The organism is Streptomyces sp. NPDC002265, from assembly GCF_040296125.1.
In the GTDB taxonomy this organism is placed as follows: domain Bacteria; phylum Actinomycetota; class Actinomycetes; order Streptomycetales; family Streptomycetaceae; genus Streptomyces.
The window spans coordinates 1-21,954 of record NZ_JBEOWS010000079.1; the positions used below are offsets into that span (position 1 = coordinate 1).

Sequence of the window (21,954 nt, forward strand, 5' to 3'; positions counted from 1 at the left end):
TGTGTGGTGGTCGCCGTTGGTTGACCGGGCGGTGGGGGGTTGGCGGCCCCGGGCGGCACCGTTCTGGTCCGGTGTGCTATCGGTGCCAGTGCGTCAGCGCAGGCCGAACGCCCGGATCACCGTCTGGTGCACCGCGTTGCCCGCCGAGTCCCGGGCGTTCGCCCTGAGTGACACGTAGGACGCCTTCTTCGGCGCGTCCAGGCGGAACTGCCCGGCGTGGTCGCAGGTGGCCTTGTGCCACGTCGCGCCGTCGTCGTAGGACAGTTCCAGGTTGACCGCGCCGAGCCGGCCGGCGCCGACGGCGCCCGGCAGCTGAGCGGCGGTGGCGGACAGGAAGTCGTGCCGTCCGGCCCGCCCGGCCGAGTCGGTGGCGACCTCGTAGTCGATCTGCACGAGCGGCAGCACCGCGGCGGAGCCGTCCGCCGTCGCCTTCGAGGTGAAGTCCCACTCGGTGCGCGTGCTGGAGGAGTACGGGGTGAACTCCACGTCGCGCTTGCTGGTGACGACCAGCCGGTACGGCAGCAGGCCGGCGCCGGGTGCGTCGCCCGAGACGTTCGTGAAGGTTCCCGTGCCCAGCTGAGTGGTGCCCTGGTAGAGGGTCTGGCGCTGCTCCGCTGCCCCGTCGATCTGGCTCATGCCGACGTGGGTGCGGCTGCCCCAGGCCGGGGCGTCGATGTACAGGCGGTCACCCGTACGCCTGGGCAGACTGTAGGTGTCGTTCAGGTACGGCCGTTCGACCGGCTTGAACCACTCCTCCGACTGCGTGCTGCCCGCCCGGTAGGAGGTCTTGGCACCGGCTTCGAAGACCAACCCCACCGCGTAGGCGCTCTGGCTCCAGTGGTTGAACCCGCCGGTGGAGACCCAGTCGGTGCGCTTGCCCCGGACCGGCTCCGGCATCATTTCGCCGATCGCCCAGGCGTTGTAGTCGGGCCAGTCGAAGCGGAACTCGCCGCCGTCGCTGCCCGGGGCGGGACTGTCGAAGGTCTCGTCGATCCGGGCGAGGTTCTTGGCGCTGCCCTGCACCACCAGATGGGTGGGGATCTCGTTGTGCCAGGTCCGGTCGAGGTCGTAGACGTACGGGCTCACGGGCGCGGATCCGACCGTGACCGAAGCGCCCCGGGCCTGGGCCTGACTGACGAGCTTCTCGCCCTCGTCGGTGCTGAGCAGGCCGACGTCGAGCCGCACGGGCGTCGAGCTGAACGGCGCGTTGTAGGCGCGGAAGCCGCGGCCGTCCGTGTTGTTCACGACCAGCATGAGCTTCGCGCCCGCGGCCACCGCGGCGGCCGCCTGGTCCATGTCGGACACGTCGTCGTTACGGCGTACCACCACAGCCTTGCCGCGCACGTCGAGGTGGGCGTAGTCGGCGCTCGCGCCTTCACCGGCGAAGACCAGCGGGAGCTTCGCGGTCCCCTTGGGCAGGGGGGTGACGCCGTCCTGGCGCAGCACGTCGGTGAAGTCGCTCGTCTTGGTGGAGACGGACAGGGCGGGCTGTTCCTTGCGCCAGCGGGCCGCCAGGTAGAAGTCGCCGTGGGTCACCTTGTGGGTGGTCGGCTGGGCCCAGAGGCTGTCGTAGTTGGTCTGGGTCTCCATGTAGTCGCGCCAGACCTGTCCGCCCATCTGGCGGGTGTAGTCCAGTCGCTGGTAGGTCGTCTCGCTCTGCTGGGGTGTGGTCATGTCGACGCGGCTGATCTTCGACGCGTCGAGCGTGACGGTGGTGTCGTGGTCCAGGCGGACGTCGGGGTCGCCGAGCAGCGCCATGCCCCATGAGTGGGGTCCGTGGACGCCCTGCACCGTCTTGAAGGACAGCACGGAGTACACGTCGTTCGGCAGGTACATCTGCCCCGTGCCGGACTCGTCTATGACGACGAAGTCCGGGGAGCTCTCACCGGACCTGAGCAGTTCGACCACACCGGACATGGGCTGCCCCTTGGCGTCCTTGAACACCATGGTCAGCTTGTGCTCGACGTCCCCGAGGGAGACGGCGGTGTGCGCCGCGACCTCGCCGGCCGCGGTCTTCGCGACGACCTGGCCGCTGCACCGGCCGCCGGTGGCGAGGCCCGAGCCGTCGATCGTCACGGTGACACCGGCTGTGCCGTGTGCCGGCACGGTCACCTGGGAGGTGGAGAGCCGGAACACCCCGGCGGGGGCGTGTGCCGCATCGACGCTCAGCGCGAGAGTGACCGGCTGGTCCGTGGTGTTGGTGTACGTCACCGGGCGCTGCACGCCGCCGGCGGGACCCTGCTCCACCTGCGCGGCGTACGCGGTCGCCGTGGCGAAGACTCCCGCGTGCGAGGCCGCGACGACGTCGAGACGGCCGCTGCCCGCCTGGAAGGCGTCGTACTGCGGGGTCTGCCGGGAACTGCTGGCCAGCAGGTCCTTCAGCTGGCTTCCGGTGAGGTCGGGGTGAGCGGCGGCCAGCAGCGCGGCGGCGCCCGCCACGTGGGGCGTGGCCATGGAGGTGCCGCTCATGGTCTGGTAGGCGCCCTCGCCGTTGCCGTCGAACTGGGAGTTGGCCGCGAGGATGTCGACGCCGGGGGCGGTGATCTCCGGCTTCAGCGCGCCGTCGACGCGGGGGCCCTGGCTGGAGAACCCGGCCACCGAGTCGGTCGAGTCGACGGCTCCCACGGTCAGCGCGTCGCTCGCCGCGCCCGGTGCGCTGATGGTGTCGGGCGCCCCGGAGTTGCCTGCGGCGACGACGAACAGCGCGCCGGTCTCGGCGCTGAGCGTGTCGACGGCCTGGCTGAGGGGGTCGCTGCCGTCGGACGGCTGGCCGTCTCCGAGGCTCATGTTGATGATCTTGGCGTGCTGGTCGACGGCGGCCCATTCCATGCCGGCCAGGACCCAGGAGGTCTGACCGGACCCGTTGTCGTCCAGCACCTTGCCGATGTCGAGGCGGGCGCCGGGGGCGACACCCTTCTCCTTGCCGTCGGAGGCCGCGCCGGTGCCGGCGATGATGGACGCGACGTGCGTGCCGTGGCCGAAGTGGTCGTCCGTGTTCTCGTCCGGTACGAAGCTCTGCCGGTCCGCGACGCGGTCCGCGAGGTCGGGGTGTCCCGCGTCGACGCCGGTGTCCAGGACGGCCACGTCGACGCCCTGTCCTGTGTTGCCGTTCGCCCAGACCTGGGGGGCACCGATCTGCGCCGTGCTGTCGGCGAGGTCGGCGTGGACAAGGCCGTCCAGCCAGATGTGCGCGATCCCGTCGGCGAAGGCCGGGTCGGCGGACTGCTTGCGGGCTCCGGCGGCCGGCGCCGTCGCGGTGACGGACTTCCAGAAGTCCGCGGCGTGCGCGCGGTCCGCGGTGAGGGCAGCGCCGCCGATGCCGTCGAGGGCACGGACCCGGGTCGCCCCGTCGGGCACGGCGGCGGCCTTGCCACGGGAGCCGTCGGCGTGCGTGTAGGAGACGATGAGCGGCAGCCGGTCACGGTGCGCGTCGTCATACCTGTCGGCGATCATGGCCGTGATGTTGAACAGTTGCCGGTCCAGGATGCCCTTGGCCACGTACGGCAGCACCGACTCGGGGAACACGTAGAGGTCGTCGCCCGACGTCAGGATGTGGGTCTGTACCGGGCGCCCGTCGGCACCGCGGACGCTGACGATGCCTCCGGTCTCCTTGCCGGTGCCGGGGCTCTGCCGGGTGGTGACCACGTCTCCGGTGATCAGCGTCACGGAGTGGTCGCCGGCGGGCACCCGGTCGGACGTGGACGCGGTGGACAGGGATGCGGAGGACGGGTGGTCGGCGGCGTCGGAACGGGCCGCCGAGGTCGCGAAGGCCGTTGCGTCGTAGGGGCCGGCCAGCGCCAACACCAGAGCGCCGGCGGCAACCGGCACACTCCAGCGTCTGCGGTGGTGCGCTATCACAGGGTCTCTCCCGGCTCTGCGGTAGGGCAGAGCACCTTCGTCCTCTGCCGTCCAGGTGGCGCCGCCCGACCGGTCGCAGGCACCGAGGGTGCTCGGACCCGTCCACAGGTGGCGTGAACGATCAGAGTCAAAGCTTGTGAACGACGAATGTCTAGATCACACTTGTGTCGTACATCGCCACGTGGCGATTCGCGCCACGGCCGTCCCAACTGCCATACGGACGGCGATCGCTGGGAGGCAACCGGTGCTGAGCGCCCTGGGTATCAGCGAGTTCGACGAACAGGTCTACCGCACCTACCTCACCACGTCGGACCGGACGATGACCGACATCGCCGCGGCCCTGGGCACCACGCCCAGCCGGATCAGACGCACCGTCTCCCGGTTGGTGGATCTGGGCATGCTGAGAAAGGAAGGACCCGGACAGTACCGGCCGGTCAGCCCGCACACCGCGCTGCGGACACTGCTGGCCAGACGCCGGGCCGAGAACGAGGCGGCGCTCACCGCGGTGTGGGGCACCGTCGACGACCTTGCGGACGAGTACCGCGCCCACCGACTGCAGGAGGATCCGACCGGACTGGTGGAGGTGATCACCGGCGAGGCGGAGATCACGCAGCGCGTCGCCGAACTGATGCAGTCGGTCCGCACCCACTTCTGGGTGCTCGACCGGCCTCCGTATCTCGGGCCCTACAGCACCGAGTTGGAAGAGGCCCTGACGATGGACCTGCTGGGCCGCGGCGTCGACATACGGTCGGTGTACACCCAGGAGGCACTGGCGCAGCCGGGCCGCTTCGAGCTGATCACCCACCTCGCCCAGATCGGCGAACAGGCCCGCATACTGCCGACCCTCCCCTTCAGGCTGCGCATCATGGACCGACGCGTCGCACTGGTCGCACTGGTCCCGGGCCGCTACGACAGGATCGCCGTCGTCCACCAATCGGGCCTGCTGGACGCGCTCCTCGAGTTGTTCGACTCCTACTGGCAGCGTGCGCAGTCCCTCGCCGGGACCGCTCCGGCGACGCCCGACGGGCCGAGCCCGCAGGACCTGCTGCTGCTGAAGATGATGCAGGCGGGCTACAAGGACCATGCCATCGCACGGCAGTTGGGCACGAGCGCGCGCACGGTGACCCGCCGGATCGGCGCGATCGCATCGGGCCTCGGCCTCGAAACCCGCTTTCAGGTGGGCGCCGAGGCCGCCAAGAGGGGCTGGATCTGACCTCCGGCCCGCACCGAACGGCCCGTCACCTACCCGCCGACCGGGTTGCCAACGCCACTTCACCTCGCGCTCCAGGGGTGCAGCGAGATCCGGACGGGGCTTTTTGATCTGGTCTTTCACGTACCGCTCGACGGTGCGCTGGGAGATCCGCAGCATCCGAGCGACCGCCCCAGTACGCTTGTACTGCTTGACCAGGTAGCGCATCTACGCAGGCGCGCTCTTGGGGGCTGGACGGGTGAACGCCTTGTGGATCGCGGCGTCCAGGCCGTCCCCGAACATGCTCATCGTCGCCTTCTCCTATTCGCCGTCCACCACGCCGGCAGCCGGTCCACCCCGTCGATGGCCGGCACCACGTCAGCGGCGTATGCCAGGGCGCGGTCGACGTCGCAGAGCTCCCGGTGGATCCCACCCCTGGATGCCCTAAGGACGTCTTTTTCAGCCATTCCCCTATAACACCCCTGTACGGAAAGGTACTTCCGTACAGGTGCACGCTCCTGACATCTTGCATCCACCACTCGTTTCGTACGGCCGCGCCGGTGCCCTCAGCACGGTCGGGCCGTCTCCGGAGGACGCATTGATACCCCACATATCGAGCCGGACCAGACGCACGCTGGCCTTGGCGGCCACGCTCGGTGCCGCCCTCGCGTTCAGCGCCCCGGGCGCCCTCGCGGGCACGCTCCCCATCGGCCCCTCCCCCGCGCCAGCCGGCAAGGCCCACGCTGCGGCCGCCGTGCCGGCTTCCCCGAGTGCGACCTGGGTGGCCGGCACGCGTGCCTACCTCGTGATCACCGCCCCCGGTGACAGTTCGGCGGTCCGCTCCGCGATCGCGGCCAACGGAGGCACCGTCTTCTCGAACTTCGACGCCATCGGCGTGATCGTCGCCCACTCGGCGTCCAGCACATTCGCCGCCACCATGCGCGGCGTCGCCGGCGTGCAGCAGGTCGGCGCCACGCGCACCTCGGACGTCCCGGCCGCCGCCTACAACCCGGCGCTCCCGGCCAATCCGGCCCAGGCCTCGACCCCGGCAGGAGAACCGGTCAGGGCCGACATGAGCCAGATCAAGGCCGATCAGGCCTGGGCCGTGAACCCGGGCTCCGCTTCCGTCACGGTCGGCATCCTGGACACCGGTGTGGACGACCAGCACCAGGACCTGGCGCCCAACTTCGACGCGGCCGACTCGGTCTCCTGCGCCTACGGCAAGCCCGACACCCGTGTCGGCGCCTGGCGGGACGTCGACACGCACGGCACCCACGTAGCGGGCACCATCGCCGCGGCCAAGAACGGTAAGGGCGTTATCGGCGTGGCCCCCGGGGTGAAGATCGCCGCGGTCCGGGTCGCTGAGCCGGGCAACTCCTTCTTCTTCGCCGAGAACACCATCTGCGGCTTCGTCTGGGCCGGCGACCACGGCTTCAAGGTCACCAACAACAGCTACTACACGGACCCGTGGCAGTACAACTGCCCGGACAACATCGACCAGGCCGCCATCATCGAAGGCGTCAAACGCGCCCAGGAGTACGCCGAGGGCAAGGGTTCCCTCCAGATCGCCGCCGCGGGCAACGAGAACTACGACCTCGCCCACAAGACGACCGACTCCGCGAGCCCGAACGACTCGACGCCGGTCACCCGCACGATCACCAACGCCTGCCTCGACATCCCGACCGAGCTGCCGGGCGTGGTCACGGTCGCGGCCAACGGCACGGGTGTCACCAAGGCCTCGTTCTCCAACTACGGGCAGGGCGTCATCGACGTCGCGGCGCCGGGCAGCAACGTGTACTCCACCGTCCCCGGCGGAGGCTACGGCAGCAAGAGCGGCACCTCGATGGCCACCCCACATGTGGTCGGCGTGGCGGCGCTCATCGCCAGTGCCAACCCGGGCATCACCCCGGCGCAGCTCCGCGCCAAGCTGGCCGCCCAGGCAAACGACATCGCCTGCCCCTCGGACAGCCGCTGCACGGGCACGACGGCCAACAATTCGTTCTTCGGCGAAGGACAAGTCGACGCCCTCAAGGCCGTCGCGACCACCCCGCCGCCCGGTCAATACTTCGAGAGCCTCACGGACTTCGCCATCAACGACAACGCAACCGTGGAGAGCCCCATCGCCGTGACCGGCGTGACCGGCAACGCCCCGGCCACCCTCAAGGTGGGTGTGGACATCAAGCACACCTACATCGGTGACCTGAAGGTCGACCTGGTAGCGCCGGACGGCACCGTGTACACGCTGCACAACCACACCGGCGGCAGCGCCGACAACATAGCCCAGACCTACACCGTGAACGCCTCATCGGAGGTCGCGAACGGCACCTGGAAGCTGCGCGTCAACGACAACGCCGCCTCCGACACAGGCAAGATCGACGCCTGGAACCTGACCTTCTAAGAGTCATCCCGTAATGGGATGCCGTCCGACCAGTTCCCGTTCGGGTGTGCCGCCGCTGGCGGGGCGTTCCCTAGTGGGGCGGCTGCTCCGACGTGGGCCTTGTGCCGCTTGTTCGCGGGTCGGGTCTCATTCGGGGTGGGCCCGGTACCGGTCGGTGGTGTTCTGCCGAGCAGAGGCCTGGCGTCCGGGGGTTCCCGGACGGCGGGCTGCCGCGTGGGTGCGGCCCCGGGTGGGGCGGGCACCGCGCTGCGGTTGACTCGGCAGGGCTTCTTGCAGCCCTTCTGCGAAAAGTATCTGTGTCATGCGGGCCTGGACGGTGTCCAGGCCCGCAGTGCTGGGGGCGTCGGGGTCCGTGAGCCGGACGTGTGCGGCGAGGGCTGCGGAGACCATGTCGCGGTCGGCGATGAGGCCGCAGGCTTCGCAGCGGTGGACTCGGTCGGCGAGCGTCTTCTTTACTTCGGCGCCGCACAGGCAGGTCTGCGACAGCTTCGTCGTGAACGTTGATGCGCGGAGCATCCGTCCGCCGGTCTTCTCGCATTCGCGGCTGATGACGGTGATGAGCCGACCAGGAGTGGTGGCCTGGAGGGCTTTGCCCCACAGGCGGTACCACGTGCGGATGGGGGTGTTGCAGCAGTCCGCTCACCCACGTCGTCCCCGTGTCGAGCCGGGTCTCGAGGCGGGTCACGGTCTCCTCGTCGCAGGCGAACAGGGCCAGGCACAGCTCCGGGCCGATGAACCGCGCCAACGACCGCACCAGCGCCAAGGGGTGAACGGCGAGGACGGCCCGGAATCCGGCAGCGCGTTCCCAGGTGGTGCTCCCGAATCTGAGGCACGGGGCAACTACCGGCCTGGTAGTGATGAGGTCGGTCCTGGTCCAACTCCGCCCGAACCGGGCATCGTAAGGGACACAGACGGGCACCAGAGAACCTGTCAAACCGCTCGATAGAGGCCTGACTTGGGATTTCGTGTAATCCAATCAGGCGGCATCGGGCATTTTCGAGCCCGTTGTGGGCTCCCTTGCTGCAAAAGCTGGTTGGTATAAATGTCCGGCAAGACCGGGCACACCGTGCCCGGACCGGGTACGGAAGGCGGGTGAGCGCGATGAACGCCGAAGAGCGTCAGAGCCGGATCCTCGCGCTTGCGCGTCAGCAAGGACAGGTCACGGTCACGGTCACGGCCGCCGACCTGAGCGTCGCGCCGGAGACGATCCGCCGCGACCTCGGTGTCCTGGAACGCCGGGGGCTGCTGCGCCGCACATACGGCGGTGCCTACCCCGTCGAGGGCGCGGGATTTGAAACAGGCCTCCCCGAGCGGGAGACCCTGCACGTCAAGGACAAGCGCCGGATCGCCGCCGAGGCGGTCAAGCTCCTCGGTGACGCAGAGACCGTGTTCGTGGACGAGGGGTACACCCCACAGCTCCTCGCCGCACTCCTCCCCAGTGACCGGCCCCTGACCGTGGTCACCGCGTCGCTCTCCACCGCAGCAGCGATCGCGGACTCTCCGCAGGTCACCGTACTGCTCCTGGGGGGCCGGGTCCGCGCCCGAACCCTCGCCACGGTGGGCTCGTGGGCCTGCGCCATGCTCGAACGATTCGTGATCGACCTGGCCTTCCTCGGGTCGAACGGCATCTCCCGCGAACTCGGCCTCACCACACCGGATCCGGTGGTCGCCGATGTCAAGGCCAAGGCGCTGGCCGTTTCGCGCCGACGCGTCTTCATGGGCCACCACAGCAAATTCGGCGCGAGCAGCTTCTGCCGCTTCGCCGGCGTGGACGACTTCGAGGCGATCGTCACCGACACCGGGCTCTCCAGCGCCGAGGCACACCGCTACTCACTGATGGGACCCCGCGTCCACCGGGTCTGACCCCGACCCACCCCACACCGCCCGGAGCGCCTCCGCCGAAGCCGCTCGGACGGCACCCCCTTGCCTGCCCGATCCCACATTCCTCCCCTTGCCTCACCGCTCACACCCGTTACTTCCAGGAAAGGAACGATCATGAACTCGAGAAGAACTGTCCTGCGACGCACCGGGCCGCTCGGCGCACTCGCCCTGTGCGGCGCGCTGCTCACGGCCTGCGCCGGCGCCGGGGGCTCGGGAGGCGGCTCCGGCGCGCACTCCATCAATGTGCTGATGGTGAACAACCCTCAGATGGCGGACCTCCAGAAGCTCACCGCGGACAACTTCACGAAGGAGACCGGCATCAGGGTCAACTTCACTGTGCTCCCCGAGAACGACGTCCGCGACAAGATCACCCAGGACTTCTCCAGTCAGGCCGGCCAGTACGACGTGGCGACGATCAGCAACTACGAGACGCCGATCTACGCCAAGAACGGCTGGCTCGCCCCGCTGACTTCGTACGCGAAAAAGGACACCGCCTTCGACCAGGCCGACATCCTGCCCGCGATGCAGGAGTCGCTGACCGCCTCCGGCGAGATATACGCCGAGCCCTTCTACGGCGAGTCGTCCTTCCTCATGTACCGCAAGGACGTCTTCGAGAAGAAGGGGCTGACCATGCCGGCCAACCCCACCTGGCAGCAGGTCGCCGACCTGGCCGCGAAGGCCGATGGCGCCGAGTCCGGGATGAAGGGCATCTGCCTGCGCGGCCTGCCGGGCTGGGGCGAGGTGATGGCCCCGCTGACCACGGTGGTCAACACCATGGGCGGCGCCTGGTTCGACAAGGACTGGAACGCCGAGGTCGACAGTGCCGCCTTCACCAAGGCGACCAAGTTCTACGTCGACTTGGTGCGCAAGCACGGTGAGGCGGGCGCCCCGCAGTCGGGGTTCGCCGAGTGCCTCAACAACATGACCCAGGGCAAGGTCGCCATGTGGTACGACGCCACGAGCGCGGCCGGTTCGCTCGAGTCCAGCGACTCGCCGGTGGCCGGCAAGATCGGCTACGCACCCGCGCCGGTCGACCGGACCAAGAGCTCGGGCTGGCTCTACACCTGGGCCTGGGGCGTGCAGAAGGCGAGCAAGAACCAGGACGACGCCTGGAAGTTCATCTCCTGGGCCTCCAGCAAGCAGTACGAGGAACTGGTCGGCGAGAAGCTCGGCTGGTCCCGTGTCCCGGCAGGCAAGCGCACCTCCACCTACGAGAACGCCAAGTACGTCGCCGCTGCCTCGGCCTTCGCCGACGCCACCGCGAGCGCGCTGAAGTCGGCCGACCCGCAGAACCCGGGCGTGCAGGCCCGGCCCGCGCCGGGCATCCAGTTCGTGGGGATCCCCGAGTTCACCGACCTGGGCACTCAGGTCTCCCAGCAGATCAGCTCCGCCATCGCCGGCAAGACCAGCGTCGAGGACGCGCTCAAGGCCGGCCAGGAACTCGCCGAGAAGGTCGCCGCCAAGTACGCGGACAAGTGATCCCTCCCCGATCCACCCGACGCCTGCGGACCCCCGGTCCCGCACCTGCGGGATCGGGGGTCCGGAGGCCCAGCGGAGACACACCGATGACCCTCACGCACTCGCTCATCAGACGTACCCGCGCGCCGCAGACCGCCCAACAGGCCCTTTCACGGCGATCTCGCGGGGCCTGGGCCCGGCGGGCCCCACTGCTTCCGGCCCTGATCTTCATGATCGTGGTGACCCAGTTGCCGTTCGTCGGCACCGTGGCGATTTCGTTCATGCGCTGGAACGCGCTCGAACCGGACAACAAGGCCTTCGCGGGCCTGGACAACTACAAGGAGGCGGTGACCGACCCGCAACTGCGCTCGTCCCTGCTGACCTCCGTCATCCTGACCGTCGTCGTGGTCCTGGTCAGCCTGCTCCTGGGACTCGGACTGGCGCTGCTCCTCGACCGCCGGTTCCGCGGCCGCGGCCTCGTCCGCACCATGCTGATCACGCCGTTCCTCGTCGTGCCCGTGGCCTCCGCGCTGCTGTGGAAGCACGCGCTGTACAACGCCACCTACGGGCTGATCAACGGCTCACTGACCTGGCTGTGGAACCTGTTCGGCAGCAACGACGCGCCGCAGCCCGACTGGCTGTCCTCGCTGCCGCTGATGTCCGTGGAGGCGTCGTTGATCTGGCAATGGACGCCCTTCATGATGCTGATCCTGCTGGCCGGACTGCAGAGCCGCCCCATGGACACCGTCGAGGCGGCCCGCATGGACGGCGCGACCACCTGGCAGATCTTCCGCTACCTCACCCTCCCCCACCTGCGCCGTTACCTGGAACTCGCCGCCCTGCTCGGCAGCATCTACGTCGTCCAGAACTTCGACGCCGTCTTCACCCTCACTGGCGGCGGCCTGGGCACCGCCAACCTGCCCTACACGGTTTACGAGACCTTCTACCAGGCGCACGACTACGGGCAGGCCTCCGCGGAGGGCGTCATCGTCGTCCTGTGCTCCCTCCTCGTGGGCAGCCTGGCGCTCCGGACCGTCTCGTCCCTGCTCCGAGAGGAGACCCGCTGATGGCCACGACAACCGCTGACGCCCCCACCGAACGGCGCAGACGCGGCGCGCTCGGCCTGCTGGCCTGGCTCTGCGGAGTCCTGTTCTTCCTGCCGGTCGCCTGGATGGTGCTGACCTCGCTGCACGGCGAGTCCGACGCCGCCACCAACCCGCCCAGCCTGGGGGCGCCGCTCACCCTCCAGGGATACAAGGAGTTCTTCGGAGCCGGCACCGGGGTCTCCCCCTGGCCGCCGTTGATCAACTCCTTCTCCGCGAGCCTCCTGTCGACGCTGCTGGTGCTGGTGCTGTCCACCCCTGCCGCCTACGCGCTGTCCATCAAGCCTGTGCGCAAGTGGTCGGACGCGATGTTCTTCTTCCTGTCCACCAAGATGCTGCCCGCGGTGGCCGGACTGCTGCCGATCTACCTGATCGCGAAGAACAGCGGAATGCTCGACAACGTCGTCCTGCTGGTCATCCTCTACACCTCGATGAACCTCCCGATCGCGGTCTGGATGATGCGCTCCTTCCTGGCCGAGGTCCCCGCCGAGATCCTGGAGGCGGCCTCCATCGACGGCGCCGGACTCCCCACCGTCCTCACCCGGATCGTCGCCCCGGTCGTCGCCCCCGGCATCGCCGCCACCTCGCTGATCTGCTTCATCTTCAGCTGGAACGAACTCCTCTTCGCCCGGGTGCTCACCGGGGTCGTCGCCGGCACCGCACCCGTGTTCCTCACCGGCTTCGTCACCAGCCAGGGCCTGTTCCTGGCCAAGGTGTGCGCCGCCGCCGTCTGCATCTCCCTGCCGGTCCTCATCGCCGGATTCGCCGCCCAGGACAAGCTGGTCCAGGGCCTGTCCCTTGGAGCAGTCAAGTGAAAGCCGCCGTCATCAGCTCGCCCGGCCAGGTCGGCGTCGAAACCGTCGACGACCCCACACCGGGCCCCGGCCAGGTGGTGATCAAGGTCGCCGCCTGCGGCCTGTGCGGCACCGATCTCCACATCCTCCAGGGCGAGTTCGCGCCCACCCTGCCCATCGTTCCCGGGCACGAGTTCGCCGGCGAGATCGTCGCCCTGGGCTCCAGGGTCAGCGGCCTCGAGGTCGGCGACCGGGTCGCCGTCGACCCCTCGCTGTACTGCCACGAGTGCCACTACTGCCGTATCGGACGCGGCAACATGTGCGAACGCTGGAACGCCATCGGCGTCTCGGTCCCCGGCGGCGCGGCCGAGTACACGGTCGCTCCCGCCGCCAACTGCGTGAAGCTTCCGGACCACGTCCGCACCGAGGACGCGGCCCTCATCGAACCGCTGTCCTGCGCGGTACGCGGCTACGACATCCTGCGCTCCACCCTCGCCAGCAATGTGCTGATCTACGGTTCGGGCACCATGGGCCTGATGATGCTCGAACTCGCCAAGCGCACCGGCGCGGCCACCGTCGACGTCGTGGACATCAACGAGGACCGGCTCAGCACCGCCCGCACCCTCGGGTGCAGCAACGCTGTGACCACTGCCGACACGATAGAGCGTCCGCGCGGCTGGGACGTGGTCATCGACGCCACGGGCAACGCCAAGGCCATCCAGGACGCCCTCGGCCGAGTCGGCAAGGGGGGTACGTACCTGCAGTTCGGCGTCTCCGACTACGCGACGCGCGTGACGATCGACCCGTATCGCATCTACAACCAGGAGATCACCATCACCGGCTCCATGGCGGTCCTGCACAGCTACGAACGAGCCGCCGAGCTGTTCGCCGCCGGAGTCCTCGACCCGGACCTCTTCATCAGCGACCGGCTCCCGCTGGACGACTACGCCGCAGCGCTGCAGCAGTTCCAGGCCGGCAAGGGCCGCAAGATCCAGGTGCTGCCATGACCACCAGTCTCCCGGCGCTCGTCGTCGGCGAAGCACTCGTGGACCTCATCGCCGATCCCGACGGCCCGAGCCGCAGCCACCCCGGCGGCAGCCCCGCCAACGTGGCCCTGGGTCTGGGCCGACTCGGGCACCCGGTCCGGCTCGCCACCCGCGTGGGACATGACGACTTCGGCCACCTTCTGCAAAGGCACCTGAAGCACAGCGGAGTCGAGCTGACGACGGGATCCGTGATCGACGCCGCCACCTCCACGGCAACCGCCGTACTCGATGCGGCGGGTGCCGCGCGGTACACCTTCGACATCACCTGGGCACTGCCGACGGCCGTCGAGAAAGCGCTGCTCGAGGTCCCGGCGGTGCACGTCCACACCGGATCGATCGCCACCGCCCTGAGCCCGGGAGCAGACCAGGTCCTCACGGCCTTGCGCGCCCTGCAGCCCTCGGCCACCGTCTCCTACGACCCGAACCTGAGACCCGCGCTGCTCCGCTCCCCGGGGGAGGAACGTGAACGGGTGGAGCAATTCGTCGCCCTCAGTGATGTGGTGAAGGCCAGCGAAGAGGATCTCGCCTGGCTCTACCCGGGCGAGACCCCTGACATGACGGCAGCCCGCTGGGCACGAAGCGGCCCCGCTCTGGTCGTCCTCACCCGAGGAGCCGACGGCGCCCAGGCGTGGTGGCGGCACGGTTGCCAGGACATCGCACCGGTCCCCGTGCGGGTGGTGGACACGGTGGGAGCGGGCGACGCCTTCATGGCCGGGCTCGTCAGCCGCCTCCTGCACGCAGGACTGCTGGGCGGCGGCCCCGGGACGGAGGCGGAAACGGCACGCACGGCACTGCGCACGGCAACCGACACCGACCGGCTACCCGCGATCCTCGGCGAGGCCGTGGCGACGGCCGCCCGCGCAGCCGCCCTCACCTGCGCACGCGAGGGAGCGGACCCACCCACCGCGGCAGAACTGATGTGACGGACAGGTAGGCCGCCCGACTCCCCGGCCAGACGGCCTACCTCTCCCCAACCCGGCCCATCGCACCAGGTGCGGCGCAGGCACCGCGACCCAGCAGTCCAACAGCGGCGGCTCGGAGGCCGTGCCGCCGACCGGTGCGAAATCCTGGCGCCGGAGATAGGGCGCGACCGTGTCGGTGAGCACGGTCTCGAGAGTGCCGGCTTAGCGTTTCGGGCTTTCGAGCTGAACGACCAGCCCTGGCATGGCCACGGCCCCCGGCGTGAACTCGGCGGGTCCTACCGGGGAACAGAGAGTGTGACCATATACGTCAGAGACGGAGACCCCGTGACCGGCCCACCGGACGTCGGGCACGACGACCACGAGCACCACCACGATGACTCGTCCGCCATTGCCCAGTCCCTGCGGCGGCCCGAGGTCTTCGCCGTGCTGTACAGCCGGTACGCCGCCGATGTCCACCGCTACGTCATGCGGCGGCTCGGCGACGCGGCCGCCGACGACCTTACGGCCGACACCTTCCTCACAGCGTTCCGGGCCCGCTCACGCTACGACCTGACCCGCACGAACGCCCGGCCCTGGTTCTACGGCATCGCCGCCAACCTGATCAGCAAGCAACGCCGCACCGAGGAGCGCGCCCTGAGGGCGCTCGCCCGCACCGGCCACGACTCGGTCACCGAGTCCTGGGTCGATCACGCGGACGACCGGGTCACCGCGCAGGCCGCCCACCGCCTCCTCGCCGGCGCGCTCGCCTCACTGTCCGGCGGCGACCGGCACGTACTGCTCCTCGTCGCATGGGCCGACCTCAGCTATCAGGAGGTCGCCGAGGCGCTCTCCATCCCGGTCGGCACCGTCCGTTCCCGGCTCAACCGGGCGCGCAGAAAGGTGCGCTCCGCGCTGGGCGACAACCCCACCCTCGTGCAGGATTTCGCCCCGGAGGCCGGCCATGGATGAGATGACGACGCTGAAGACCTTCCGGCCGGACGCGCCCGCCGCTGACCGGGCCCGGCTGGCGCCCGGGCGGCAGAGGCTGCTGGACGCCGCCGCCAAACAAACGCAGCACCGCCGCTTTTGGCCACGGGCCGGCTGGAAGCTCGCCGCGGCGGGCGCTGCCGCCGGGGTGGCGGTGGCGGCAGTACTGGTGGCACAGGTGACGCCGGTGACCGACACCCACCGGGTGGGGGCCGAGCACGCCACATCCGCCGAACCCACCGACGGTCAGTGGCTCTACCAGAAGACCCTGACGCGGCAGTCGACGCTCAACTTCCGCGACGACCTCAATCCCGTCCCCGACAAGAACTCCCCGCCATACTGGGAGTTCACGGAAGAGACCTGGACCCAGTACGGCAGCGGCAAGACCCGCCGCACGCTGCTGAACGGCGTCCTGGACTCGGTGACCAGCCAGGCGCTCACCGGATCACCGAAGAAACTGCGCCAGAGGCTGGAGAAACTACCGAGCGAGCCGCGGCCACTGCTGCGCTCCCTGGCCCAGGTGATCCACTTCGGGGGCGACTACCAGCACATCGAGTACACGTTCTCCAGCACCGACACCATCCCGTCCGACGTCCGCCTGTCGCTCTTCCGCGCCCTCAAAACGATCCCTGGCGTGGTGGTCCGTCCACAGCTCGTCAAGGACGCCATGGGCAGGCCTGCCCTGGCCATCCACCCCTCGGACGACAACCCGTTCACCAAGGAGACCCACCGCCGCGACGAGCTGCTCCTCGATCCAGAGACCTACGAGTACCGGGGTGAACGCACGATGATGCTCGTCGGCGGAATGATCGACTCCAAGGTCACGACAGAGGAAACCCTGATCAGGGTCACAGCCGTGCAAAAGTTCGAGACTGCCGTGAACAAGCCCGGCGTGCGTCCCTGAGCCAGTCCTCTCCGACAGGGAGGCCGATGACGGCACCACCCATCCCGCCGAAGCCCTCTTGCCGGCAGGAACGCGGACGAGGGCAGTACCGGCGCCTGTGACTGAGCGTCGTGGTTGGCCCGTCCGGCCAACCACGGCGCACTCCGCAAGCCACGCGGCCACGGCGCTGGACCTACCGCCGCCTCCCACCGCTCGACGACATTCTGGCCGTCAACCTGAAATGGCTGGCCGGCCACCGCCACCCCGCAACGCCAGCCGCCCTGGCGCGACGACGCCAGTCCTCGAGGCGTTCGCGTGGCCGCGCCCGCTGATCGAAGGAGCCGAAGCCACTGACGACCCGACAGCAGTGCTGCCCGCCGCAAGTTCAGGCCGATTCATTTTCCCCGGGCGCGGCGCCGTTCCTCGGCGTTGACATACGAAGGGCTTCTGTCCCCCACAGCGGACTGCCGGCCATCACCTCCACGTCGGGTTGAGCAGTCAGCAGGTGGGCTCGGTGTCCTCCCATGTACCACGAGTGTCCGCCGTGACGTACCCCATACTGGCGCGTGCCGCATCGACTTGTTCCCACGTGTCCGGTGTGACCGTGTCGGGTGCCATGACCGACAGGTAATCCCCCAGGACAACCTCGCCGTATTGGACGATGAGGTTCTTGTAGTCGGAGGGAAATTCCAGCTCCCAAGCCTCCTCGACCGCTGACCAATCGACGGCTAGGCCGCTACCCGGCCGTGGAGGCAAGAGTTCTGTCAGGGCCACATCCTCGTGTTCGGCAGCCCCGACCCCGCCGAGCCCGGCCCCTCGCGAGTCCGAGGGCTGTTCGGGCTGGCAACCGTTGTCTGGGGGCGAGCCCTTGCTCTGCCGGTTGCTGTCGCGCCTGTCCTCACCGAAGTCCCTGTGCCGTCGCCGCCGCGAACACCGCCGTCACCCAGGTCCACAGCACGGCCAGCCCGACATGACCTGCGGTGCGCAGGCGGTGGCCGCGCCAGGTGTGGGGGGAGAAGTAGGCGAACTCCATGATCCAGCGCAGGCCCCAGAACAGGGTCTGGCCGCAGAGCAGGAACGTCGGTAGGGGTGCGCCGGTGAGCAGGTCGGGTGCGAAGGCCAGGGGAAGGGTGCCGAGAAGTGCGCAGGTCAGTGCGATGAAGAACATGTGTGCGTAGGAGACTTGGCGGGTGAGCAGACTGCTGGCGCGCAGGTCGGCGGGCCAGCCCAGTATGCGCGGGAGTGCGACGTGCACCAGCCCCATGAGGATCAGGGCGACGCCGACCAGGCGCAACTGGGTCGTAAGGCTGAGGAGTTGATTCACTTTCGATCCTTGGTGAAGGCGAATGCCGTGATCAGGCCTGCGAATCGGTGCTCGGCGCCGTGTTTCAGCTCTGCGTGGGCGGCGAGCCGCAGCCATTCCTGGCGGGGCAGGAAGTGCCAGGCGCCTGGCCCGAACACGGCCGTGTTGGCCGCGTCTCGCAGGTGTTCGGCGACCAGCAGCGTGCCGCCCGGTCGCAGCAGCCGGGCGCATTCGGTGAACAGCAGCTCCCGGTCCTCTGCGCGGCGCAGTTCGTGCGCGGCGAAGACGAGCAGGACGGTGTCGGCCGAGTGCGATGGGTGCGGTAGCGCCTGTGGGCGGCCTGATGCCGCGTGGGCGGGGGGAGGCACGCGGCGTCGGGCGCGGCGCAGGGACCCTTCACCTGTCAGGGCCTGGTCATACAGGTCGATGGCGGTGCGCCGGGCCTGCGGCCAGCGTGCGGCGAGCGGGCCGCTCACCTCGTCCAGGCCGGTGCCCACCACCACGTACGCCGACGGGACACGGGGCAGCAGCGCCTCCAGCCAGTCGTAGGTGTACAGGCCGGAACGGTCGTAGACGTACCAGCTCGCCGCCGTGGCGGTACACAGCAGAGTGAGCGCCGCTGCCGATCCCGTCCAGGCGAGGGGGCGCAGTGCACGAGGCAGGCGTGAAGCGAGGAGGGCCGCGGCTGCCACGGTGGCCGCGCCTGCCACGTACTGGGGCCAGTTGTAGGAGATGACGTCGCGGACGCCGGAGTGCCGCGGCGTCACCGTATGCCGCCGTTCTCGGTGCGGCGCACGCCGCGGTGCCAGCCGTAGTCGACGCTCGCGACGTGGAAGGCGTTGGCGAGGACGGGGTGGGTTCCGGCGAGCGGGCCGTGGTCGAAGAAGGTCAGCCGTTGCACATCGACATGGACCGGCTGTGGGTCCCACTGCGTACGGAATGCCTTGACCACGATCACGGAGCGGGTCTGGGGTTCGTACTCGAAGGTGTAGGGCAGGGGGCCGGCGAAGCGGCGGGTGCTTCGGGCATCGGCGAAGGGGCTGTGCGGGGGCAGCGGCGCGGGAGCGCTGCGCAGGTCGGCGCGCACCCGCAGGTCGGCGTGGCCGTCGGCGCTGTCGACCCGGATTTCCAGGGTGTCGTTGGTGGCGTGCGAAGTGATGTGGGCCAGGCGGTAGTTGTAGCGGGTGAACAGATTGCCGCCCAGCCTCATCAGCCGGGTGTCGGTGTCGCTGCGCAGGATGCGCAGCCCCCGCATGGTCCGTCCGCCAGGGGTGCGGAAGCGGGTGAAGACGCGGTAGCCGGTCAGCAGGAAGTCGCGGCCCAGCCGCGCGGGCAGGAACGCCGGCCGCAGGGCACGGGTGTCGACCAGGGCGGCCGCCACGAAGCCGTACTCCACGCCCTGCTCGCCGCGACGGTACGTGTCGAGCTCCAGGCCCGGTGGCACCAGCGGGTGCAGCACCTCGGCGGGCAGGGCGTATGTCAGGACGAGCGAGTGCGCGAAATGCGTGCTCATCGCAATGGGGTGACGTTGCACCAAGTGCCTCACGGGTCGATCCTCCTGTCCTGTGTGCCCGCGGGGTCCGCGCCCAGCCGCACGACGCGTACGACGCCCCACAGCGCCGACCGGTCCTGCGCCGCCCAGCCGGGTCCTGTCGTTGTGGGCTCGCGAAAGCTGCGCAGGACGACGATGCCGCCGGGTCGCACGGCACGACGCACGGCGGCGCGCAGCCGGCCGGCGAAGGCGGGTCCGGGCCCGTCGAGCACGTTCGAGAGGGTCACCGCGTCGTAGGCGGCCCGCGGCGCCTGTTCCAGCACGTCGAGCACGTCGGCGTGGACGAGGCGGACGTCCGGCGCGAACAGCGGCTGTGTCCCTGGAGGTTCGATCCCCGCGAGCAGCCGCCACATCCAGGGGTTACGGGTATTGGGATGCCCGGCGACGGTCCGTCCCAGGCGCCGTCTGAGTACCTCGTCGAAGCGGGCCGGGACCGCATGCGCGAACGAGGGGCGCAGTGCCACCGCAAGCGCCCCGCCCGGCCGCAGCGCGAGCCGCATCAGGCGTCCCAGCCCCGGGCCGTCCAGAGCAGTACGCCAGCGTTGGGCCTGTTCCGCCGGATCGCCGAGGGCAAGAAAGGCGCGCAGTGCGGGTCCGCGCCAGGCCGGTAGCAGCACACCGGCCGTTCCACGGCCCAGCCGCATCAGCGTCTCGGCGGAGCCTTCCGCGGTGGCTCCGCCCGCGAGCCGGTCACGCGCGTAGGCGAGTTGTACCGGATTGACGTCGACGGCTGTCACGTCGTGACCGGCCTGCTGCAGGGCGGCGGCGGTGTCGCCCGCGGAGGCGATGCACAGCACCCGGGCCCCAGTGCTGGGCAGTGCGCCGAGTTCGACGCCGCAGTCCTCGTACATCCGCGCGAACAAGAGGCGAGGTCCGCCTGACCCACTGATGATCCGGCCGCGTGCCCACGGTGTGTCACTCATCGGACCGCCGCTCTGGGCGATGTCCGTCCCACCAGCCAGATCAAAGCTACAAAGGCCAGATTCTGTGTGAGCATCCGCCCCGGTTCCGTTATGTGATCCACGCCGAACAGCACTCCGCCCGCGTTGAACACCACCACGAGCGCCGTCTGCACGACAGCGGCAGACCGCGCCCACAGCCCGGAGAGCACCCACACACCGATGGCCGCCTCCGCGATGCCGATGGCGATCAGTGCCGCCGTCACCGCCCAAGCCGGCATATGGGGAACGTCCCCGACAATGGCCCGCTGATCCTCCCGCCCCGGCCAGACCTTGCACCACAAGCCCTCGTAGAACCACACCAGAGCAACAGCCCGCGCCAACACCCCGTACCTCTCCCCCGCCACGCGTCGATCTCCTCGTCCTTCGAGTGGCGCATCTGCGGCGGCCGGTACGTCGGACGCACCGGTGCGGTGCGCAGCTGGAGAAGCAGTCCCGATCAAAAAGTCCATGGACACCACACCCGATCACTAATTTGAACACGTTCAAGAACAGCATACGCGTGGGCGATTGCGGGCGTTGGGTCTGAGGCGCAGAGCCTCTGCCGAGGTGGAGCGTGGTGGTGCCGTAAGGGCCGGCGGCCGGTACAGGCGAGCCGTTGTCTCAGCGATCCCGAGGTCCTCGCTGGAGAAGCGTTCCGGGTTGCCGCCCGCGGCCACCAGCAGGGCAGCCGCGCTGTCCGGCCCGACCACCTGGATCTCCAGCGGCTTTGGCGCGTGCGAGTGGAGCGTGACGGTCATGCGTCGAGTGAGATCGCGGACCTCAACGGTGAGGTTCTGCTGGACGCCGGACAGGCCGCGGGCGGTCAGTGAGCGCAGAAGAGCGAGCCACCCGGCGCCGTCCTCGGCCGAGGCGACGTCCAGGCCGAGGATCTCGCGGTGCCCGTCGGCGTTGACACCGACCGCGACCAGGGGCGTGGACGTTGACGATGCGGCCGCCATCGCGGACGTTCTGCGTCAGGGCGTCGACCCGGACGAACGCACATGGCCCGGCGTCCAGCGGCCGGTTGCGAAACGCGGCAACCTGCTCGTCCAGGTGCTTGGCCATCGCGCTGACCTGGGACTTCGGCAGTTGGGTGACGTCGAGGGACTCGGCGGGTTTCTCGACCCGTCGGGTGCTGACACCGAGCAGGTAGGCGGTGGCGACCACCGAGATCAGGGCCTGCTCGGCCCGTCGGCGTCGTTCGAGGAGCCAGTGCGGGAAGCAGCTGCCCTGGCACAGTGTGGGGACGGCGAGTTCGACGGTGCCGGCGCGGGTGTCCCACTCGCGTGGGCGGTAGCCGTTGCGGTGGCTGACGCGTTCGTCGCTGACCTGGCCCTATTCGGCGCTGCAGAGGGCATCGGCCGCCGCGGACATGGGCGCGTCGGCCAACGTCTTGACCACCGCGCGCAGCAGATCGGGACTCGCCGAGGCGAGGTGCTGCGCTCCACTGCCGTCGCCACCACAGGAAGCTTCCGCTCCCGTCGTCACCGCCGTCGTCCTGGACGGAACACCGGCACCGAGGCTCAGCTCGTCACGTGCGGCCACATCCGGCCCGACCTGCTGCACGACGGAGCCGTCACCGCCGTGGTCGCCGGGACGGACCATGCGCCGCTCGGCCGGCAGACCTCGTCGACGAGCCGCGCACGGTGTCCTGGTTCC

General features: G+C 69.5%; 17 protein-coding genes and 2 pseudogenes. 10 read left to right on the forward strand and 9 right to left on the reverse strand.

Going from position 1 to position 21,954, the window contains the following annotated elements; translation table 11 throughout:
- Window positions 1-93: 93 nt before the first annotated feature.
- On the reverse strand, window positions 94-3,858 hold the full coding sequence (locus ABT085_RS16555) for a S8 family serine peptidase (protein WP_351607441.1): 3,765 nt from the start codon (window positions 3,856-3,858) through the stop codon (window positions 94-96).
- Window positions 3,859-4,102: 244 nt separating this feature from the next.
- On the opposite strand from ABT085_RS16555, the gene ABT085_RS16560 reads away from it, so the two are divergent.
- A complete protein-coding gene (locus ABT085_RS16560) occupies window positions 4,103-5,071 on the forward strand; it encodes a helix-turn-helix domain-containing protein (protein ID WP_351607444.1) in 969 nt (322 codons plus the stop codon).
- Here ABT085_RS16560 and tpg read toward each other — a convergent pair.
- Window positions 5,045-5,356: pseudogene (gene tpg, locus ABT085_RS16565) on the reverse strand (telomere-protecting terminal protein Tpg); the annotation flags it as partial. The gene ABT085_RS16560 and the pseudogene tpg sit on opposite strands and share 27 nt — an antisense overlap.
- Window positions 5,357-5,681: 325 nt before the next feature.
- On the opposite strand from tpg, the gene ABT085_RS16570 reads away from it, so the two are divergent.
- The gene (locus tag ABT085_RS16570; RefSeq protein WP_351607496.1) at window positions 5,682-7,445 is read left to right on the forward strand and encodes a S8 family peptidase; all 1,764 of its coding nucleotides are present in this window, start codon (window positions 5,682-5,684) and stop codon (window positions 7,443-7,445) included.
- A gap of 126 nt (window positions 7,446-7,571) precedes the next feature.
- On the opposite strand, the gene ABT085_RS16575 is transcribed toward ABT085_RS16570, so the two are convergent.
- Window positions 7,572-7,961, reverse strand: a complete 390-nt coding sequence (locus ABT085_RS16575) for a zinc ribbon domain-containing protein (protein ID WP_351607447.1) — start codon at window positions 7,959-7,961, stop codon at window positions 7,572-7,574.
- 585 nt (window positions 7,962-8,546) lie between these two features.
- On the opposite strand from ABT085_RS16575, the gene ABT085_RS16580 reads away from it, so the two are divergent.
- From ABT085_RS16580 to ABT085_RS16615, 8 genes are all read left to right on the forward strand, one after another.
- The gene (locus ABT085_RS16580; protein WP_351607502.1) at window positions 8,547-9,308 is read left to right on the forward strand and encodes a DeoR/GlpR family DNA-binding transcription regulator; all 762 of its coding nucleotides are present in this window, start codon (window positions 8,547-8,549) and stop codon (window positions 9,306-9,308) included.
- Window positions 9,309-9,440: 132 nt separating this feature from the next.
- Window positions 9,441-10,805, forward strand: coding sequence for an ABC transporter substrate-binding protein (locus ABT085_RS16585; protein ID WP_351607449.1), 1,365 nt, complete (start codon window positions 9,441-9,443; stop codon window positions 10,803-10,805).
- A gap of 86 nt (window positions 10,806-10,891) precedes the next feature.
- Window positions 10,892-11,851 carry a carbohydrate ABC transporter permease gene (locus ABT085_RS16590; protein ID WP_351607452.1) on the forward strand — a complete coding sequence of 320 codons (960 nt, stop codon included), beginning with the start codon at window positions 10,892-10,894 and terminating at the stop codon, window positions 11,849-11,851.
- Window positions 11,851-12,702 (forward strand): carbohydrate ABC transporter permease, encoded by an 852-nt coding sequence (locus ABT085_RS16595; protein WP_351607455.1) that lies wholly within the window; start codon window positions 11,851-11,853, stop codon window positions 12,700-12,702. Before ABT085_RS16590 ends, ABT085_RS16595 begins: the two co-directional genes overlap by 1 nt.
- Complete coding sequence (locus ABT085_RS16600) at window positions 12,699-13,688, forward strand: zinc-dependent alcohol dehydrogenase family protein (RefSeq protein WP_351607458.1); 990 nt, start codon at window positions 12,699-12,701, stop codon at window positions 13,686-13,688. The genes ABT085_RS16595 and ABT085_RS16600 overlap by 4 nt, the downstream gene beginning before the upstream one ends.
- Window positions 13,685-14,650, forward strand: a complete 966-nt coding sequence (locus tag ABT085_RS16605; RefSeq protein ID WP_351607460.1) for a carbohydrate kinase family protein — start codon at window positions 13,685-13,687, stop codon at window positions 14,648-14,650. The genes ABT085_RS16600 and ABT085_RS16605 overlap by 4 nt, the downstream gene beginning before the upstream one ends.
- Before the next feature lie 324 nt (window positions 14,651-14,974).
- Window positions 14,975-15,598 carry an RNA polymerase sigma factor gene (locus tag ABT085_RS16610; protein WP_351607463.1) on the forward strand — a complete coding sequence of 208 codons (624 nt, stop codon included), beginning with the start codon at window positions 14,975-14,977 and terminating at the stop codon, window positions 15,596-15,598.
- Window positions 15,591-16,520, forward strand: a complete 930-nt coding sequence (locus ABT085_RS16615) for a hypothetical protein (protein WP_351607465.1) — start codon at window positions 15,591-15,593, stop codon at window positions 16,518-16,520. The genes ABT085_RS16610 and ABT085_RS16615 overlap by 8 nt, the downstream gene beginning before the upstream one ends.
- Before the next feature lie 877 nt (window positions 16,521-17,397).
- Here the strand turns inward: ABT085_RS16615 and ABT085_RS16620 are convergent.
- From ABT085_RS16620 to ABT085_RS16645, 6 genes and pseudogenes are all read right to left on the reverse strand, one after another.
- Window positions 17,398-17,823, reverse strand: coding sequence for a hypothetical protein (locus ABT085_RS16620; RefSeq protein ID WP_351607467.1), 426 nt, complete (start codon window positions 17,821-17,823; stop codon window positions 17,398-17,400).
- Window positions 17,820-18,569, reverse strand: a complete 750-nt coding sequence (locus ABT085_RS16625; protein WP_351607470.1) for a class I SAM-dependent methyltransferase — start codon at window positions 18,567-18,569, stop codon at window positions 17,820-17,822. The genes ABT085_RS16620 and ABT085_RS16625 overlap by 4 nt, the downstream gene beginning before the upstream one ends.
- Window positions 18,566-19,315 carry a DUF2071 domain-containing protein gene (locus tag ABT085_RS16630; RefSeq protein ID WP_351607473.1) on the reverse strand — a complete coding sequence of 250 codons (750 nt, stop codon included), beginning with the start codon at window positions 19,313-19,315 and terminating at the stop codon, window positions 18,566-18,568. Before ABT085_RS16630 ends, ABT085_RS16625 begins: the two co-directional genes overlap by 4 nt.
- A gap of 29 nt (window positions 19,316-19,344) precedes the next feature.
- A complete protein-coding gene (locus ABT085_RS16635) occupies window positions 19,345-20,217 on the reverse strand; it encodes a DUF3419 family protein (RefSeq protein ID WP_351607475.1) in 873 nt (290 codons plus the stop codon).
- A 56-nt stretch (window positions 20,218-20,273) separates the two neighbouring features.
- Complete coding sequence (locus ABT085_RS16640) at window positions 20,274-20,660, reverse strand: DoxX-like family protein (RefSeq protein WP_351607478.1); 387 nt, start codon at window positions 20,658-20,660, stop codon at window positions 20,274-20,276.
- Window positions 20,661-21,095: 435 nt separating this feature from the next.
- A pseudogene (locus ABT085_RS16645) lies at window positions 21,096-21,783 on the reverse strand (IS256 family transposase); the annotation flags it as partial.
- Window positions 21,784-21,954: the final 171 nt, after the last annotated feature.